Source organism: Agrobacterium tumefaciens (genome assembly GCF_009649785.1).
Lineage (GTDB): Bacteria > Pseudomonadota > Alphaproteobacteria > Rhizobiales > Rhizobiaceae > Agrobacterium > Agrobacterium tumefaciens.
Genome location: NZ_WJOK01000032.1, coordinates 27,268 through 45,090, shown reverse-complemented (window position 1 = coordinate 45,090; position 17,823 = coordinate 27,268). Strand labels below are relative to the sequence as shown.

Below are 17,823 nucleotides of genomic sequence, written 5' to 3'. Positions count from 1 at the left end.
AGACTTAGCAATTGGGGGTGCCATGGCGTCGTCTCTGCATGTTCTTCTCGAAAAGATAATCAAGAACGGTAATCTTGTCGTCAATAGCCCGGGTGGTAGCCGTACATTTGGTAACGGTACCGGAACAAGGGTGGTTCTGAATTTCACCGACGAAGCTGCCATGCAGGAGATCGCTGCCGATCCTGCGCTGAAACTCGCCGAAATTTATATGGAAGGCCGTATGCAGGTCGTCGAGGGCGACATCTACGACTTTCTGGCGCTGGTTAAAAGCAACACGCTAAGCGAGGCGCTGTCCTTCGGCATGGTGTGGCGTGGTATGGCCCGCATCATCGCCGCCCGCATCAGGATGCATCTGCCGGTAAACCACAACAAGAGCAACGTCGCCCATCACTATGATCTGAGCGCCAAGCTGTTCGACATCTTCCTTGATGAGGACTGGCAATATTCCTGCGCCTATTTCAATCCGCCGGGCATCAGCCTTTATGAGGCGCAGGTCGCCAAGAAGCGGCACATCGCCGCCAAGCTGATGACGGAGCCGGGCCAGAGCGTACTGGAGATCGGATCCGGCTGGGGCGGCATGGCGATGTATATTGCCGAAAGTGCAGGTGCCGATGTGACCGGGATCACGCTCAGCGAGGAGCAACTGCGCGTTTCCCGCGACCGTGCAGCAAAACGTGGGCTTGCCGGCAATGTTCGTTTCGAATTGCAGGACTACCGTTACCTGCCTGCCTCGAAGAAATTCGACCGTATCGTCTCGGTCGGCATGTTCGAACATGTCGGGCCGACCCATTACCGCGATTATTTCGACAAGGTGGCGGAGGTTCTGGACGACAAGGGCGTAATGGTGCTGCATTCCATCGGCCAGCCCAGTCCGGCACTTGCAACCAATCCCTTCATCGAAAAATATATTTTCCCCGGTGGTTACATCCCCTCGCTTGCCGAGGTGCTGCCGGCCATCCAGAAGTCTGGGCTGCTGGTGAAGGATATCGAAATCCTGCCCATGCATTATGCGCATACGCTGCGGCACTGGCGCGAACGTTTCGTGGCGCGCAAGGCCGAGGCGGTAGCACTTTATGACGAACGTTTCTTCCGCATGTGGGAATTTTATCTGGCGGGGTCCGAAATGGCCTTTACCCACGAAAATTTCCATATTTTCCAGATCCAGCTCGCCAAGGATCGCGACGCCGTTCCGCATAATCGCGATTACATTGCCCGCAACGAGGAAAAGCTGCTGGAGTTCGAAAAGACGCGGCCGCCGCTTGAGAAGGTTATGTTCTAAGGCTTGTCCATTCGCCATCGTCAAGCCGGACCTGATCTGGCATCCAGCCAGCCCAAGTCCTTGGGCTGAAAGAAGGCTTCCTGCCGCGCAGACGCGCGACGTCTGAATTCCGGCTCAGGGCCGGAATGACGGAAGAGCTAATCGCCGCCTTCTCGCGCTGGTTAATGGAATGGAAACGGAATCCCTCTAATTCTACGCTTACCTGTTTGTATTGCGTTTCCTGGGGTTATTTTCATGTTCAAGCCATCAGCGGCCGTCGCCGCTTGTGTTTTATCGCTTTTTGCCGTCGGTAACGCCCATGCCGATGGCTGGTTTTCCGGCGACTGGTATTTGAAGCTCGGCGGTTCGGGTTTTTCTGCGCCGAAATATCAGGGCGACAACAAGAACGAATTCGGCTTTTCGCCCATCATTTCTCTCGGCCGTCAGGGTCAGGGCGCGCGTTTCACGTCGCGCAACGACAGCGCCTCGATCTCGCTGCTGGACAATGGCCCGATCAGCATGGGTCTTGCGGGAAAGCTGGTGTCTCCGCGTGACCAGAAGGATTCGGCCGATCTGAAAGGCATGACCCGCATCAAGCGCGGCGGCGAGCTTGGCGGTTTCGCCGAGGCTTATCCCACCGACTGGCTGCGTATTCGCGGCGAAGCCCGTCAGGGCATCCGCAGCCATAGCGGCGTGGTCGCCGACCTCTCGGCCGACGTCTTCACCGATATCGCCCCCGGTATCCAGATTTCCGCCGGTCCGCGCGCCACATGGGTCAGCAGCAAATACAATGAACGCTATTACGGCGTAAGCGCCGCGCAAACAGCGGCCGGCGCGCCATCGCCCTACAGCCCCGGCGGCGGCCTGCATTCCGCCGGCGTCGGCGCCGCCATCACCTGGAAGGTCACGGAAGCCGCTGAAGTTGGTTCCTTCGCCGAATATCGCCGCCTGACGGGCGATGCCGCCGACAGCTCGCTCGTGCGTGAGCGCGGCTCCAAGAACCAGTTCGTCGTCGGCGTCCAGGCAAGCTACAAATTCGGCTTCACGCTGCCCTGAGGCGGGCGAGTATGCCCACCCCAAGCCCCGCCGCGAAAGCGTTGCGGGGCTTTTTTGTGTCTGCGGCCAAGTGCTGAAATCGATTCCGATTCGCCTGCCGATGCTGTAGAACCATCGCCATGGTTCACCACAGCGATTTGTCAGACCGCGTCTCCGACGCACCATCCAACAACTGGGTCTATCGGATTTTGCCGAGACCCCTCTGGCCCTATGCGCAGCTGGCAAGATGGGACCGCCCCATCGGCTGGCAATTGCTGATGTGGCCGTGTTTCTGGTCCGCAGCACTCGCGGCCAATGCCGCGGTAGCAAGCGGCGGTTTTTCCTGGGGCACGCTGATCTGGCATTTGGCGCTGTTTTTCATCGGATCGGTGGCGATGCGCGGTGCAGGCTGCACCTATAACGATCTTGCGGACCACAAGATCGACATGGCCGTTGCGCGCACGCGCTCGCGGCCGCTGCCATCTGGTCGCGTGAGCAGGGCGCAGGCGAAGGTCTTCATCGTGTTGCAGGCGCTCGCCGGACTCGTGGTGCTGTTGCAGTTCAACGGATTTGCGATTGCCACCGGCATATTCTCGCTGGTCTTCGTGGCAATCTATCCCTTCGCCAAGCGCTTCACCAACTGGCCGCAATTTTTTCTCGGCCTTGCCTTTTCCTGGGGTGCGCTGATGGGCTGGGCCGGGCAGTTCGGGTCCATCGCCTGGCCAGCTGTCCTGCTTTATGTCGGCTCCATCGCCTGGACGATCGGTTATGATACAATCTACGCCCATCAGGACAAGGAAGACGACACGGCTGTGGGCATCGGTTCAACTGCCCTGCTGTTTGGAGACAACACACATCGCTGGCTGGTTTTTCTTTATGGCACAGCCCTTGTCATGATCGCCCTGTCCTTCTGGGGAGCGGGCGTTAACCTGATCGCCTATAGCGGCCTTGCCGCCGCCGCCATCATGCTTTTCCGGCAGGTCTGGGTGCTCGATATCGACGACGTGGCGCAATGCCTTGTGCTGTTTAAATCCAACAACCGCGTCGGCGTGCTGATTTTCGCCGGTCTCATTCTGCCGCTTCTGTTGGCGTGAGGTTGTTGAAAGGCAAGATGCAAAAAAGCCCGGGCGCGATATCCGCGCCGGGCTTTTTATTGTTTTGTCTGAAGATTATCAGCTGCGAGCGATGATTTCCTTGCCCTCGATCTTCATGCTCATGCCGAGAGAACCGGTGGAGCGGCGCACGAGGAAGCGCGGGCGACGATCCGCGAAATAGGAGTGCCGGCGACGGGGGCGGCTGTTCTTGGTGCGCACCTTGCCGAGATGTTCTTCCAGCGGACGGGCGACGCCATCGGCCTCCACCATCAGCATCGGAATACGATAGGCCTCGGACCAGCTGCGCCAGTCGGCGGCGATGTCGCAAAGATCATGGGCGACGAGAAGCGGAACGCAAAGTTCCGGATCGTCGTGGTGAAGCTCCAGCGTCACCGTCACCTGTCCATCACCATGGTCGATGGCGCGGGCGGCAACGCCCTTGAAAGCGCGGGCTGGCAGGGCGAAGGACAAAGGCAGGCCGGAAGAGGACAGGACCTTTCGCAGAACGGCGCCCCGTTCATCGAGCGTGACGGCAACATCGGTTGCGCCATTGCCCCTGCCATAGGTGACCTGTTGCGGAAAACGTGCCGGGTCGAGTCTGAGTGTGGCGACGGCCCAGTCGGGCTTCAGAACGGTCTTGGTCATGTTTATTCTACCCTTGTTTTACCTGAGAGCCGGTTTCCGGTCTTCTCATCGGGACTTTTCGTCCTCTGATGTCAGGAGAATATCCGCCGCATGTTCGAGACTGCTTAAAAATCGCGGTTAAGAAAACTTTGCATTCCCAAATGGTTAGCAAAACCCACCGTGGCATGGTTTCGCTGAGGTAAAGCCGATTGAGACAATGCGATTTTTCTCAGTCCCGAAACTGTGCTCTTTCAAGCTCCGGGCAAGGCGCGTCATGCACAGTCGCGCCAAGGCCTGCCGTGCGTCCGGATGGAGGTGTGGTGGGCGAATTCAAAACCGGAGCCGGCCGTATCCAGCGTGATGCGCGGTGCTCCATGGGGCATTCGCATGGTATCGACTTTTCTGAGCTACGACCTCATCAACCGCGATATGAAGGCAAGCATTTCACGCGTGTCGCAGCAGGGGGTCGTCGAGCGGCAGACGAAATATTACAAGGAAAACATCGGCAATGTAAAAAGCGTCGACGAGTTCCTCAATAACTACCAGCTCTATTCCTATGCCATGGATGCCTTCGGTCTCGGCGAGATGACCTACGCCAAGGCCTTCATGAAGAAGGTGCTGGAAAGCGACCTGAACGACCAGAACAGCTTTGCCAACAAGCTTACCGATGAACGTTATCGCGAATTTGCCGCATCCTTCAACTTCACGCAGTCCACCACCACGGTGCAGACGGAGGCGCAGCTCGATAAGATGATCGGGCTTTACGACACCTCGATCACCAACCTCGATGACAGCCTGTCCGAAGAAACCCGTTATTATAAGGCGATCATCGGAACGGTCACGAACGTGGACCAGCTGCTTCAGAACGATAGAACCCGCGCCTACATCTTCGAGGTCTTCAGCATTGATGAGAAGACCTACAGCTATTCCCACATCAAGGGATTGATGACGAGCGATATCGATGACCCGAACAGCTATCTGAACCAGAAGTTCGGCGCGGCCTATTCCGCTGCCGTGGAAAAGCTTACGACCAAGGGCAATATCGAGTTGCATGGGGATGTGACGGATCGGATAACGGCCATCGATACCGCGCTGGCTGATGCCACGCTGACCGCCGAACAGCGAACCGCCCTTGAAACAGAGAAAACCACCCGGCAGGATCAGCTCACCCAGCTTGAAGCCGTGCTGCCGCCGAAGGACCAGTGGGCGGCGACCCTTGCCTCCATCACGGCGGAGCAGACCCAGCTATCGAATACCGTCTCGCAATATAATACGATGGCGCAGATGGCCCAGGCTTTCGAATTTGCCAATGACGGTAGCGTTGCGGCCGGCCAGGCGCAGACGGCCGACAACGTCAAGATCCTGACCCAGGCCTATGTCGGCAGTGCCCCGCGTGTGACCCCGACCGTTGCCACCTTGAACAGGGATTATTTCGAATCGAAGATCGGTTCGATCAAGACCGTCGATGAGTTAATGGCAGACCCGCGTCTGGTGAATTACATCAAGGTCGCATTCGACCTGAATGACTTGACCATAGTCAATGCGACGATCGAGAACATTTTGACCAGCGATCTCAGCGATCCCAACAACTATATCGCCAAGTTCGGCAATGGCGACAAACGTTACATCGCATTGCGTGAAGCGTTCAATTTCAAGGCGGATGGAACGCTGCCGGACGGTACGGCACCACAGACGACGACCCAGACCGTTACCACGACCAACGGGTACATGAACCATTATAACGACAAGGACGAAGCCGCTGACGAAAACGCTTTGAAGCTGTTCAAGAGCGATATTGCCAACGTCAAATCCGTTGCGGACTTCCTGGAAAGCAGCGCGGTCTACACCTATGCGCTCAAGGCGGTCGGCCTAGATCCGGCGAAGGTGAATATTGCGGACGTTCGTAGAGCCTTGACCAGCGACCTGCTGGACAAGAAGAGCTACGTTTATGCGCTGAAAGACGACCGTTACGTCAAACTCGCTGAACTCTTCAACTTCAAGTCTGACGGATCGCCAGGCTCTCCGGTTCTTGCGCAGTCCGAACTTGAAATTCAGAGCATGTCGGTCGACTACATCAAGAAGAAATCAGCCTTCGGAACAGACCAGGAAAAGGAAGCCGCCAAGAAGGAGGCGGAATTTTTCCGTTCGGAGCTACAGAAGGTCAAGACGCTCAGCGATTTTCTGGGGAATGATCGCCTGACGAAATTCGCGATGGAATCGCTTGGCATCGACCCGACGAAGGTCACCAAGGACCAGCTGCAAAAAATGTTCACGTCCAATCTGGATGACAAGGACAGCTATCTAAACAAGGAGATGGACCCGGCTTTTCGCCGTCTCGTCACCGCGTTCAATTTCGACACGGACGGTAATATCCTGCGCGAGGATCGAAGCTCCATCCAGACTCGTCGCGGCCTCTACGAGACGCTGGACAATTATCTGACGCAGACGCTGGAGACGCAGGCAGGTGAAGAAAATGCGGGCGTGCGTCTGGCGCTCTATTTCAAGCGAATGGCGGCGGGAACAACGTCCTATTACTCCATTCTCGCCGACACCGCGATCCAGAACTTCATCACGACCACCTTTGGCATTCCCGATGAACTCGGCAATGCCGGGGTCGATACGCAGGTGGCGATGATGAAGAAATATTTCGACATCGAGGACTTTCAGGACCCCGATAAGGTCAAGAAGCTGATCGCCCGTTTTACCATCATGTATGACGACAAGCAGAACACCACCAACCCGATCATGATGCTGTTCAACGGCAGCGGCTCGGTGGGCATCAGCGGCGACACGCTGCTGGCTGTCGCATCGCTGCGTGCGCGGTAGGCTGGAAAGCGAGGACGGACGATGGAAAGGCCGAGCTTACCCGGTTAAGGTGTCTCACACGACCGCATTTGCGGACCCATTCACCAGCCCGGCAGCATGTGCCCGGCGCGCAGGCGCGGCATCTTCGGGTAGGTCTTCACATCGTTATCCAGCTCATCGGCGACGTTCATCGGAGAGATGTTGTCGAGGCAGGCGGTGATGTGGTCTGTAATGGCGTTCACCAGCGAGGGCGATAGGCCCGGCCGTTTCATCAGGCCGATCTGGACCGGCGGCAGCGGTGGGAAACCGTCCGAGGCGGTCAAAACCTTCATGCCGGTACGCAGCGCCGATTCCGGCAGCACGGAAACCGCCATGCCTGCCAGCACGGCGGCGGCAACCACGGTGGAAGACCAGCTGGTGAACAGCACCTGATAATCCCGCCCGTCGGCATCGAGCGCCGAGCAGGCAAGTTGGCGCCAGTGACAGTCGCGCCGGCCGACAGCCAGCGGCACTGGCGCATCATCCTTCAGCGGATGGTTCGCGGAGGTGACCCAGCAGAGTGGCTCGGTGCGCACGACATCGGAGGAGCGGGCGCGGGGATTGTGGGTGACGAGTGCTATATCCAGCTCGCCGCGCGCCATTTTTTCGGCAAGGCTCACCGAAGGTTCGCAGACGATGTAAAGCTCGACATTCGGATGCGTCTTGGCGAAACGCCCGATGATCTCTGGCATGTAGCGGTCGGCATAGTCGTCCGGGGTGCCGATACGCAACGTGCCCTCTAGCCTGTTGTCATCGAAGGCCGCAATCGCCTCGTTGTTAAGGCGAATGATGCGGCGGGCATAATTCATCAGTTTCTCGCCCTCGGCCGTCAGGCGGTTGCCGCGCCCGTCCTTTGCAAAGAGCTGTTTGCCGATCCGCTCCTCAAGCCGCCGCATCTGCATGGATACGGCGGATTGCGTCTTGAAAACGCGCTCAGCGGCCTTGGTAAAGCTGCCGGTATCGACAATGGCGATGAAGGTGTGCAGCTGGTCTATGTCGAGAGGTGCGGACATTGATACTCATCCATCAGAATGATTGATGTCTCACATTAGAAACATTCGTTGGACTGATCAATAGTCTTGCGACATTTTGACACCCAGCAAATCAATCTCAACCCCGGGGCGGGCACATCGTCAGGCCCCCAACCCAAGGCAGCTTCCCGCGCACGGTGCGTCGGGAGCGGTGCCGCATCGTGCCGTTACGGAAGGATCATTGTTATGCGCACGGCAGAACGGAAAATGGAACTGGAATTCGCAACCGGCCAGCAGAGCGACACCCTGCGTCGCATCGCTTTCGGTGTTGCTTCCACCGTGAAAACGTTTGTGCAGCGCATCTACAATCGTATCGTCGCAAATGGTCTCACGGAGCTTGACGATCGCCTGCTCGCCGATATCGGGCTGGCGCGCTCGGATGTGACCAACGCGCTCAATACCGGCTTGCTCGAAGATCCGACCGCCCATCTGACCCGCGCCGCACGCACGCGCTCAGTCACGCGGTTCAAGACGCTCTAGGCTTGTGTTCGTGCAATTCCGGCGTACCTCCAGACGCCGGGATTGCTTGCGAACCGATAAGGTTTTCCCCGCAGGGTGATTTGCCAATAACCCTGCCTTTGCCCGGTGTCAGGCCCCTCGGCCGCACCGGGTTTTTTTATGGCAACGCCTTGCCTGTCTTGCGCATTGTCCAGACATAAAGCCGCTGCGCAGTTTCAGCGAAATGCTTTAATACTGATATTCATCGAATACTGGCAGCACCGATCCACCCCAGCGGCCGTTATAGAGCGCAAGCAGGTCTTCGGCGAGCGTGGTCTTCTTGGCAAGGACCTCGTCCAGCGAGGACAGGAACACGGTTTCGTCCTGGCCTTCGCCGTTCAGCCGGTTGCGGTTCTTGAGGCCGGTGCGGGAAATGTCGAGCACCTCGCGGGCGAAACCGAGAAGCGGCTTGCCGGCGATCTCCGCGGCCAGCCCCTTGGCCGGCACGGTATTACGAAGGGCGATGACCTCATCGAAACTCCAGTCGGCTGTCAGCGCATCGGCTGCGTCAAGCGCTTCCTGATTATAGAGAAGGCCGACCCAGAAAGCGGGCAGGGCACAGATGCGTCTCCATGGGCCGCCATCGGCACCACGCATTTCCAGAAAGCGCTTCAGGCGCACATCGGGGAACAGCGTGGAGAGATGGTTCGTCCAGTCACCCATGGTCGGTTCCCATTCGGCGATTTCACCCTTCAGAGCCCCGTTCATGAACTGGCGGAAGGTGACATGGGTGCAATCGTGATACTTGCCGTCGCGCACGATGAAATACATCGGCACATCCAGCGCCCATTCGACATAATCCTTGAAGCCGAAATCGTCATTGAAGGTGAAGGGCAGCACGCCGGAGCGGCGATTGTCGGTATCGCGCCAGATATCGCCACGCCAGGAAAGCAGGCCGTTCGGCTTGCCTTCGGTAAAGGGCGAGGATGCAAACAGTGCGGTGGCCAGCGACTGGAGCTTCATGGAAACGCGCATCTTCTGGCGCATATCCGCTTCGGAAGAGAAGTCGAGGTTAACCTGAATGGTGCAGGTACGGTACATCATGTCGAGACCCTTGGTCCCGACCTTCGGCATGTAGCGCGTCATGATCGCGTAGCGCGATTTCGGCATGCGCGGTGTTTCGTCATAGCTCCACAGCGGGCTGCCGCCAATGCCGAGAAAACGGATACCCATCGGCTCCGCCACTTCGCGCAGGGTCGCCAGATGCTGGTTGGATTCCTTGCAGGTCTGATGCAGGTTCTCGAGCGGGGCACCTGACAGTTCGAACTGGCCGCCCGGCTCGATCGATATGGCGCCCATGCCGTGCTGTTCGCCAAGTCCGATGATGTTTTCACCATCCATGATCGGCTCCCAGCCGAGCTTTTCCTGCATGCCCTTCAGCAGAGCGGAAATGCTGGCCTCGCCGAAATAGGGAACCGGCCGGTTGCCCTCGCGGAAAAAGGCGAATTTCTCGTGCTCGGTGCCAATGCGGAAGTCGGCTTCAGCTCTGCAACCGCCGGCCAGATAATCTGTAAGCTCCGTGACGGAGGAGAGGGGTGTCTGGTCGGTCGTATCGCGTGCCATGGCTTACCTTGTTATGACGTCTCTGTTGCGGCGAGGCATATGTGTGGCAGATAGAGCCGGATCGTATCCGGAGGCAAATGAATTTCTTTTAAAGATGCATGAAGCGCAATGGTTCAGCGCATGTCGCGTAAAACTGTGCAGCGGTTTTGCGATAAAGACATGTGCCAGATAGGTCAATTCCAGTCGCCGATCGATGCCTGAATGACCGCAAGGGCTGCGACCGCAGCCGTATCGGCCCTGAGGATACGCGGCCCGAGCGGAATGGGGGTGACGAAGGCAAGGCTGCGCAGCAACTCTCTTTCCTCTTCGGAAAACCCGCCTTCCGGGCCGACCAGAAGAGCGATTTTGCGTTCCTTGATGGATTGCAGGACAGGCAGCGGATTTTGCCCCGCGTCGCCCTCGTCGCAATAGATGATCCGTCGATCCTGGGGCCAGGTCTCGAGCATGTCTTTCAGTTTCACCGGCTCGGCCACGCCAGGCAACGACAGGATGCCGCATTGCTCGGCGGCCTCGATGGCATTGGCGCGCAGCTTTTCGGTATTGTGGATCTTGCCCTGCACATGCTGGGTCATCACCGGCTGAAAAAGACCGGCCCCCATTTCGACCGCCTTCTGCACCAGATAATCCATGCGTCCGACTTTCAGCGGCGCAAACAGGTAGTGCAGATCTGATGCCGACGGCTGGGGCCGTGTCTGTTCCAGAGGGATGAGGGTGATCTTCTTGCGGCTTGGAAAGGAGAGTCTCGCCTTCCATTCCCCGTCGCGGCCGTTGAACAGCAGGATTTCCGCGCCATCGGTCATGCGCAGCACATTGGCGAGATAATTGAACTGTTCAGTCGTCGCTTCCTGCGCCGCGCCCGCGACAAGCGGGGTTTTGACGAACAGGCGTTGCATCCGGAAATTTGCGCGCATGGGACTTTTCTGTTTCAGCGTCAGAGAAAGAGGAAGGACATAAGCCAATATAACAGTGCTGCAAGCGTAGCACTTGCGGGAACGGTTACCAGCCAGGCGGCGATGATGGTCATGAAGTGGGATCGCCGGACGAGATAACGGCGGCGTATCTCGGAAGGATTGTCCAGATATCGATCGGCCCGGCGGATTTGACTGGTGCCGGCCTGGACGAGTTCCTGTCGCCGTCGAGACGCCTGCGTGTACCATTCGCGGAAGAAGCCGACGCCGAACACGGCGCCGATCGCCGTATGGGTGGTGCTGACCGGCAGGCCGAAGCGTGAGGCGACGAGAACCGTCAGAGCCGTAGCCACGGAAACGCAGAAAGCGCGCATCGGGTTGAGCTTGGTGATCTGTTCACCGACAAGGCGGATGAGGCGCGGGCCATAGAGAAGAATACCGCAGGAAAGCCCGAATGCGCCGACCAGCATCACCCAGAGCGGCGCGCGGGCGGACGTCTCCACTGCCTCGTCGTGCAGTGCCCGCACGATTGCCACCACCGGGCCGATGGCGTTCGAAACGTCATTTGCCCCATGCGCAAAGGACATGAGGCCAGCCGCAAGAACGAGCGGCCACTGGAACAGGGTTCGAAGCGACTGGTTGCGGTTTTCCAATCCCACGGATTGTTTGCGGATGATCGGCACGCACAGCCGCCAGGCGACGAGGCCGGTCAAAAGCCCGATGCCGCTTGCATGGCCAAGCGAGACATGCACGATCTGCCTCAGCCCCACCCAGATGAGATAAGCGGTGAAGACCCCGGTCATGATGCCGATCAGAACAGGAACCCAACGCTTCGCGGCGTCGATCTTGTCCTCCCGGTAGATGATAAATTCCTTGATGAAGGCAAGGAGGGCGATGGCGATGGCCGCGCTTATAAAGGGCGCTAGAACCCAGGCAAAGGCGATGCTGCCAAGCGACAGCCAGTCGACTGCCCGGATGCCATAGGCCGCCATTCCAGCCCCCGCAACGCCGCCAACCACCGTGTGGGTGGTGGAAATCGGCGCTTTCGTCCAGGTCGAGATATTGACGAGAAGGCCGGCGGCGAGAAGGGCCGACAACATAGCCCAGGAAAACACGGTGCGGTCGGGAATGGTCTGGATGTTGATGATGCCGCTGGAAATGGTCTCGACGACGTTGCCGCCGGTGATCAAGGCACCCGCGATCTCGCAGATGGCGGCGATGATGAGTGCCGCTGCAAGCGGCATCGCCTTGGCGCCGACCGCCGGGCCGACATTGTTTGTCACATCGTTCGCGCCGATGTTGATTGCCATATAGGCGCCGATGGCAACGGCTGCGATGATGATGACGGCGCCCGCCGTGCCCGTGACGAAGGCGCCGGCAAATATCGCCGCCAGAACAACAAACATCACCCCCGCACCAAGGCCGGCAAGCTGCTGCGTGACGTGCAGCGTCGCCTCTTCGACACGGGTGATCTTCTCGAGATCCTTGTCGAGCGTCGGCTTCATGTTCGGTGGCGGCTTCATTGCCATTCAGACCTCGTTCGCCAGCATTCCCATTCGTCCGGCAATGTCGCGGGCTGAAGGCAATTTACAGAAAGACTGTTACATCTCGCACATCTTTCCAAAATGAAAGACAGTAAAAGCCATGTTGGAAAAACAAACTGCAGATTGCCACTATTCGGGCGAGGACGCTATTTCGAAAGCGCCATCCGCTTGTCGAAAGTAAGCATGAGCGCTTTCAGTTCCGGCTCGTTAACCCGTTTGGCGGCCTCTTCGGGAGTAACCCATTCAAGCCGTCTGGAATCCTTCTCGGGAAAGCTGTCCTGCAGCTCCGCCACTTCGAGCAGATGTACCTGAACCTTGCACAGCACATTGATGCCGCTGTTCAGCTTTTTCTCATACTCATAAAAGCCGAACGGGGCCTTATCCACCCTGCCTTTGACACCGGCTTCCTCGTAGGCTTCCTGTTCGGCAACGGCATGCGCCTTCTTGTTGGCCATGGGCCAGCCTTTGGGAATGACCCAGCGCCCCGTATCCCTGCTTGTCAGCAACAGGACTTCCGGCTCACGATGTTTTTTGGACGATCGATAGCACAGCGCTGCGTATTGCTGTCGCGGCGGTCTGCGCAACATCAAGCCTACATCTGTCGCCAATCGATTCAAAATCTTCAATCCGTGTGGATCCTTCTTCGCCTGTTAGTCGTAACTGCTAATATAGATATCCTTTATGTCCCGCCAATCCCCTCTCACGCATAACCCACGATTGTCTTCATGCGGTTGAAGATCGTAGGCAGCAGGGGATGTGGCAGGGGTGCGAACGAAGGCTTTGCCCGGTACGTAACCGTCAGCGACCGATCGCGGAAATACTGCATTTTTTCTGTTTTACGCTATTCAGAACGCAAAACCGCTATGAATTATTGCCGGAACTGCGTTGGCCAGCGTGCAATCCCCAATTCTGGAGACCTTCGATCACACCGTCAGCTTCGGTCGCGCGCGAGAGGAAAAAACGGCTGTCATGGTTCGCCAGCGAAAGAAGCTCCGGCAAGGCATTGCCAACGATCACACCGCGAATACCATTCAACTCGAACATCGCCCGATCATTGCCAGTATCGCCCGCAACCACTGATTCGTCGAGACCAATGTGCAGTTGTCCACATAACCACGCCAATGCCGCACCCTTGTCCGCGGCCTTGGGTAATATGTCGAGGTCGCGGTTGCTGGAATAGACGATCCGGGCATCGATATCCGCCGCAACGAGCGTGTCTTCGATATCACTGAGCGTCTTCTCATCCGCACCATGCAGGAACCAGCTGGATTTGAGTCCATGCTGATAGCGTTCCGCCTGCATGGTCACACCCGGCAAGCCGGCCATGACATCGGCGATCTTTTGCCGGTCGAAACCCGTACCGAGCGAATGCGTATAGGCGCTTTCAAGCTCGCCCCGCTCTCTTGCGTGCAGCATGGTGCCGACCCCGCCGATAATGTAGTCGGGCCTCGGCAAGGGAACGTCTTCCAAGAGGGCGAGCTGGTCATCGACCAGCCTGCCGCTATTGAAGACCAGAACCGGGCGAAGATCGTCCGGCAGCGAATGCCAGAAATCGCGGAACCGGCGCGTAGCGGCGTTATCGCCGACGACGGTTCCGTCGAGATCGGTGGAAAACAGGCGAAGCGGTTTCAATCGCCGTCGTTCCATGGCTCTGCCCAATCGGATTCTTCCAGAACCGGCATCAGCGGCCTGCCTTCCACCAGCGCCAGCAATTGCTGCGCGATTCCCGTCCAGGTGAAAAGGCTACGCGCCTTGTGGGCCCCCATGCGGGAAAGCCGCCCATACAGCCGCTCGTGCTTGAACGGCTTCATCATGGTGATGCCGAGGTCTTCCTTATCGAAAGGATCGGCAAACAGCGCGTGGCGGCCGTAGCTGACGGCGCGGAACAGCCCGCCGTGGATGGTTACCACGGTCGGAGTTCCGCTCGCCATCGCCTCGATTGCGGTCATGCCGAATGGCTCGTAACGGCTCGACAGAACGAAAAGATCGGCTGCCCGGTAGATATCAGGCAAATCCTCGTCCTCGACATAGCCGGAAAACGCCACCTTGTCCTCCAGCCCGAGCGATTTGACCCGCTCTTTCAGCTGATTGAGAATGGTGGTCTCCTGCTCGTCCATATTCTCGCCGCCGACGGCCAGATGAAGGCGGGCTTCCGGTTCGCGCGCCGCGAGAACCGAGAAGCCGTCGATCAAAAGGTCGTAACCCTTGTTGGTGGCAAGGCGTCCAAGCGCCAGCACCACCTTGCCCTCGAAACCGAAACGCTGCCGGATCATTTGCCGCGTTGCATCCGAGACGGGGAAGAATCGGTTGTCGTCATAACCCGGCGGGATCATGTGGATGTGCTTGCGCTTCAGACCGTAATCTTCGATCAGGACGTCGAGCTGCACCGGCGTCGTCGCAATCACCATGTCGCAACTGCGATAGATGATGAGTTCGTGCTGGATACGTTCCTTGAAATTGAACTCAAGTTCGAAGGTATCGGCCTTTTCCGGGTAATCGGTTTCCATCTGGCGTTTTTTCCAGAGGCCGAGCGAGTGCGGCGTGTGCAAATGCGGGACTTTCAGCGCCTCGGAAAGCCGCTGCCCGGCAACACCCGCATCCCAGTAATGGCTGTTGATGAAAGAGTAGTTGAGGTTGTTTTTCTTGATGAAGCGCAACGCGTTTTCGCACCATTCCATCAGGTGGCGGTGCAGATATTCCTTGGGAATGAAATCGCGCCCGCCGCAGGGAATGCGCACCACACGCACGCGCTCGTCAACCTCGTCGAATTCCGGCTGGTCTTCGAAGCGGCGGGTATAGAGATCAACGGTGTAACCGAGCTGGCCGAGTTTGCGTGCAAGCTCAAGCACATAAACCACTTGTCCCCCGGTGTCCGCTGCGCCGAGTGGCGGGTGCGCGGCGACATAGCCATGCGTCGATATGAGAGCTATCCTTGGATAGCGTTCAGTTTCGCTCGTGGTCGTCATGGGTCCCATCTTGGTAAATTTTTCCAATTAACCCCAGAAAAAGACCAAAGAGGACAAAAGGTTCCATAAAAGCTGAAGAAAAGCGATGCCGCATTTCGTCTAAAGCTGTTTTCAGGCGTTGCGCTGCTGTTGTCGCAGGCGTGAAATCCGGTCCCATTCCCTTGCCTGATGCGCCTTTGATGTGGTGTCCACGATGAAATCGATATGGGTTTCCGCCGCAGCCCTTGCCCCTGCCGCATTACCGCCCGCAATGGCCTCGTGGATGGCGATATGCTGTCTCAGCACCTCGTCATGCGCACCTGCCACACTGAATATGAGATGGCGGTTATAGAAGATGTCGTCGCTCAGGAGCCGGTAGCAGGACCGCAATGTGTGCATCAGCACGATATTATGTGCCGCCTCGCCGATGGCGTTGTGAAATTCCACATCGCTTGCAAGTTCTTCTTCGAAGCGGCCAGCCTCATGGGCCTCCCGCATTTTTTCGACGATAGCCGCAAGGTTGCGCCTGTCCGGCTCCGTCGCCCGCTGTGCCGCAAGTTCGGCGGTCATGCCTTCGATATATCGGCGATATTCCAGAAAATCCCGCGTTGCGCGGCTGTGGCGTGTGATCAGCGCGCTCAAGGGATCGGAAAAGACCGGCCCGACAATATCGGCCACATAAGTCCCACCGCCGTGCCGGCTGGTGAGAAGGCCGCGCGTTTCGAGTTCCTTCAGCGCTTCCCGCAGGATTGGCCGCGATACATCGAGCTTCTGCGCCAGTTCACGCTCGCCGGGCAGCCGGTCGCCATCCCGCAATATGCCGTCGAGGATGAGCTCCTCGAAACGTAAGATCACCTCCTGCGATGTGCGGCTGTGCTCTATTCGGGCGAACAGTGTTTCGTCCATCGCAACATTCTCCGGCGAAGTCCCGCCCCGTATTCGATGAGGCAAATTATCAGCGAAGCATCGCACTGGTCAAATATTCTGTCCAGTTCCGCCCTAAGCTCTGCGCCATGCCTGCGGCAACACGGCACCTGCCTTTTTAAACTGGCTTTTGTTAAAGCACCCGCACAGGGTGGTAATGGCGGTTTTCTCCGTCAGGTGCATCAAAACAATTACATATGCTTCGATTGCGGTGTCGTCATCGCGATGGATGTTCTAGAAAACCGGCGAAACAGGCGGGGACGATATCGCTATGGCCAAGGGTAGATTTGCTTTCGCAAGCGCGCCGGAAAGATCGCTGGCTCTCGGCGAGGTTCATGCGCGGCCGACCGTGCTTCTTGCGCCGTCGCGCATCATCGTCCAGCTTGCCTTCATGATGGATGGCGGTTCTGCCGTGCATCACTCGGTCATTGCGGAAATGTCGCGCAGCCGGGGTGTCGCGCCGCCGGAACGCGATGCCCGCCACCATGCCATGCCCTGGGGGCAGGGTACGCTGCGCTGGGAGCGGCATACCGAATTCTCGACATGGTTCTGGGATGGCCCCGCGCCGGAAAAATTCGGCGGCGATATTGTCGGCGATCCGTTCGGCGACGGTTTTTCACCACCCGGCTCCCTGATATCAGGCATACGGCTGGAAATCCGTCCAGAGGGCGCAACGGCCCCCAATGCGGAGACCATGTTCGAGCCGACGAGCCTCTGTTACAGCGACGTGCGCGACGGGCAGGCGGCGATCCTCACCGATTTCCGTCAGGATCGCGACGGGTTGACGCAGATATTGGTGATCGACCGTGGCTTGAGCGATTACAGCCGCGGTGCGCTGGTGCAGCGGTTGCTGGATATCGAGACCTATCGCACGCTCGCCATGCTCGGACTGCCGATGGCGCAGACGCTGTCGCCGGAAATCCGTCGCATCGAAGATGGCCTGACGGGAATCACCCAGCGCATGAAAAACGGCGCGCGCGACGAGGCCGATGCGCTGCTGGCGGAGATGACCCGGCTTGCGGCGGAACTGGAAGCCAATGCCGCGCTCAGCCTCTATCGTTTTGGCGCCAGCCGCGCCTATGACGGCATCGTGCATGAACGTATTCGCGCGCTTGCCGAAACGCCGGTTCAGGGGCACGAGACCATGGGCAGCTTTCTGGAAAGGCGTCTGGCGCCCGCCATGCGCACCTGCCAGTCGGTCGAGGAGCGGCAGGCCAACCTGTCGCGCAAGCTCTATCGCGCCACGGCACTCGTCAGAAGCTGGATCGACGTGGAACTGGAACGGCAGAACACGGTGCTCCTGAACACCATGAACAAGCGCGCCGCCATGCAGCTTCGCCTGCAGCAGACGGTGGAAGGCCTGTCGGTCGCCGCCATCTCCTATTACGTCGTCGGATTGATCGGTTATCTCACCAAGGCGATCAGCCACGACGTGCTGCCGGTTGATCCAGCCGTGGTCACCGGTCTTTCCGTTCCCTTTGCCGTGCTCGGCGTCTGGTGGGTGGTGCGCCGCATTCGCCGCTCCCATGTCGAGGGCGGGCACTGAATACCGGCG

The 17,823-nt window shown here is 58.4% G+C and carries 15 protein-coding genes; 6 read left to right on the top strand and 9 right to left on the bottom strand.

What is annotated here, in order from left to right; translation table 11 throughout:
- The first annotated feature begins 22 nt into the window (after nt 1-22).
- The 3 genes from GH784_RS24485 (at nt 23) to ubiA (ending at nt 3,387) form a co-directional block, all read left to right on the top strand.
- A complete protein-coding gene (locus tag GH784_RS24485) occupies nt 23-1,279 on the top strand; it encodes an SAM-dependent methyltransferase (RefSeq protein ID WP_003515197.1) in 1,257 nt (418 codons plus the stop codon).
- A 234-nt stretch (nt 1,280-1,513) separates the two neighbouring features.
- Nucleotides 1,514-2,314, top strand: a complete 801-nt coding sequence (locus tag GH784_RS24480) for a MipA/OmpV family protein (protein ID WP_003515199.1) — start codon at nt 1,514-1,516, stop codon at nt 2,312-2,314.
- Nucleotides 2,315-2,433: 119 nt separating this feature from the next.
- Nucleotides 2,434-3,387, top strand: a complete 954-nt coding sequence (gene ubiA / locus GH784_RS24475; protein WP_003515201.1) for a 4-hydroxybenzoate octaprenyltransferase — start codon at nt 2,434-2,436, stop codon at nt 3,385-3,387.
- A 78-nt stretch (nt 3,388-3,465) separates the two neighbouring features.
- Here ubiA and GH784_RS24470 read toward each other — a convergent pair whose 3' ends face one another.
- A complete protein-coding gene (locus tag GH784_RS24470; protein ID WP_003515202.1) occupies nt 3,466-4,032 on the bottom strand; it encodes a DUF6101 family protein in 567 nt (188 codons plus the stop codon).
- Nucleotides 4,033-4,398: 366 nt separating this feature from the next.
- Between GH784_RS24470 and GH784_RS24465 the strand changes: the two genes are divergently transcribed.
- On the top strand, nt 4,399-6,837 hold the full coding sequence (locus GH784_RS24465) for a DUF1217 domain-containing protein (RefSeq protein WP_065703929.1): 2,439 nt from the start codon (nt 4,399-4,401) through the stop codon (nt 6,835-6,837).
- Nucleotides 6,838-6,917: 80 nt separating this feature from the next.
- Here GH784_RS24465 and GH784_RS24460 read toward each other — a convergent pair whose 3' ends face one another.
- Nucleotides 6,918-7,868 (bottom strand): LysR substrate-binding domain-containing protein, encoded by a 951-nt coding sequence (locus tag GH784_RS24460; protein WP_003515204.1) that lies wholly within the window; start codon nt 7,866-7,868, stop codon nt 6,918-6,920.
- A 204-nt stretch (nt 7,869-8,072) separates the two neighbouring features.
- Here GH784_RS24460 and GH784_RS24455 point away from each other — a divergent pair, with 204 nt between their 5' ends.
- Nucleotides 8,073-8,366, top strand: coding sequence for a DUF1127 domain-containing protein (locus GH784_RS24455; protein ID WP_003515205.1), 294 nt, complete (start codon nt 8,073-8,075; stop codon nt 8,364-8,366).
- Nucleotides 8,367-8,573: 207 nt separating this feature from the next.
- Here the strand turns inward: GH784_RS24455 and GH784_RS24450 are convergent, their stop codons facing one another.
- The 7 genes from GH784_RS24450 to GH784_RS24420 all read right to left on the bottom strand — a co-directional run bounded on the left by GH784_RS24450 (nt 8,574) and on the right by GH784_RS24420 (nt 16,250).
- Nucleotides 8,574-9,947 (bottom strand): glutamate--cysteine ligase, encoded by a 1,374-nt coding sequence (locus GH784_RS24450; protein ID WP_013635532.1) that lies wholly within the window; start codon nt 9,945-9,947, stop codon nt 8,574-8,576.
- Between the two features lie 173 nt (nt 9,948-10,120).
- Nucleotides 10,121-10,858 (bottom strand): 16S rRNA (uracil(1498)-N(3))-methyltransferase, encoded by a 738-nt coding sequence (locus GH784_RS24445; RefSeq protein ID WP_194843006.1) that lies wholly within the window; start codon nt 10,856-10,858, stop codon nt 10,121-10,123.
- A 20-nt stretch (nt 10,859-10,878) separates the two neighbouring features.
- On the bottom strand, nt 10,879-12,384 hold the full coding sequence (locus GH784_RS24440; protein WP_035252035.1) for an inorganic phosphate transporter: 1,506 nt from the start codon (nt 12,382-12,384) through the stop codon (nt 10,879-10,881).
- Between the two features lie 161 nt (nt 12,385-12,545).
- Complete coding sequence (locus tag GH784_RS24435; protein WP_065658320.1) at nt 12,546-12,986, bottom strand: NUDIX hydrolase; 441 nt, start codon at nt 12,984-12,986, stop codon at nt 12,546-12,548.
- Nucleotides 12,987-13,260: 274 nt separating this feature from the next.
- The gene (locus GH784_RS24430) at nt 13,261-14,031 is read right to left on the bottom strand and encodes an HAD-IIB family hydrolase (protein ID WP_065703866.1); all 771 of its coding nucleotides are present in this window, start codon (nt 14,029-14,031) and stop codon (nt 13,261-13,263) included.
- Nucleotides 14,028-15,374: a glycosyltransferase family 4 protein gene (locus GH784_RS24425; protein ID WP_004432251.1), complete on the bottom strand. Its 1,347-nt coding sequence runs from the start codon at nt 15,372-15,374 to the stop codon at nt 14,028-14,030. The genes GH784_RS24430 and GH784_RS24425 overlap by 4 nt, the downstream gene beginning before the upstream one ends.
- 102 nt (nt 15,375-15,476) lie before the next feature.
- On the bottom strand, nt 15,477-16,250 hold the full coding sequence (locus GH784_RS24420) for a FadR/GntR family transcriptional regulator (protein ID WP_004432249.1): 774 nt from the start codon (nt 16,248-16,250) through the stop codon (nt 15,477-15,479).
- Between the two features lie 289 nt (nt 16,251-16,539).
- Here GH784_RS24420 and GH784_RS24415 point away from each other — a divergent pair, with 289 nt between their 5' ends.
- The gene (locus GH784_RS24415) at nt 16,540-17,814 is read left to right on the top strand and encodes a DUF3422 family protein (protein ID WP_013635538.1); all 1,275 of its coding nucleotides are present in this window, start codon (nt 16,540-16,542) and stop codon (nt 17,812-17,814) included.
- Nucleotides 17,815-17,823: the final 9 nt, after the last annotated feature.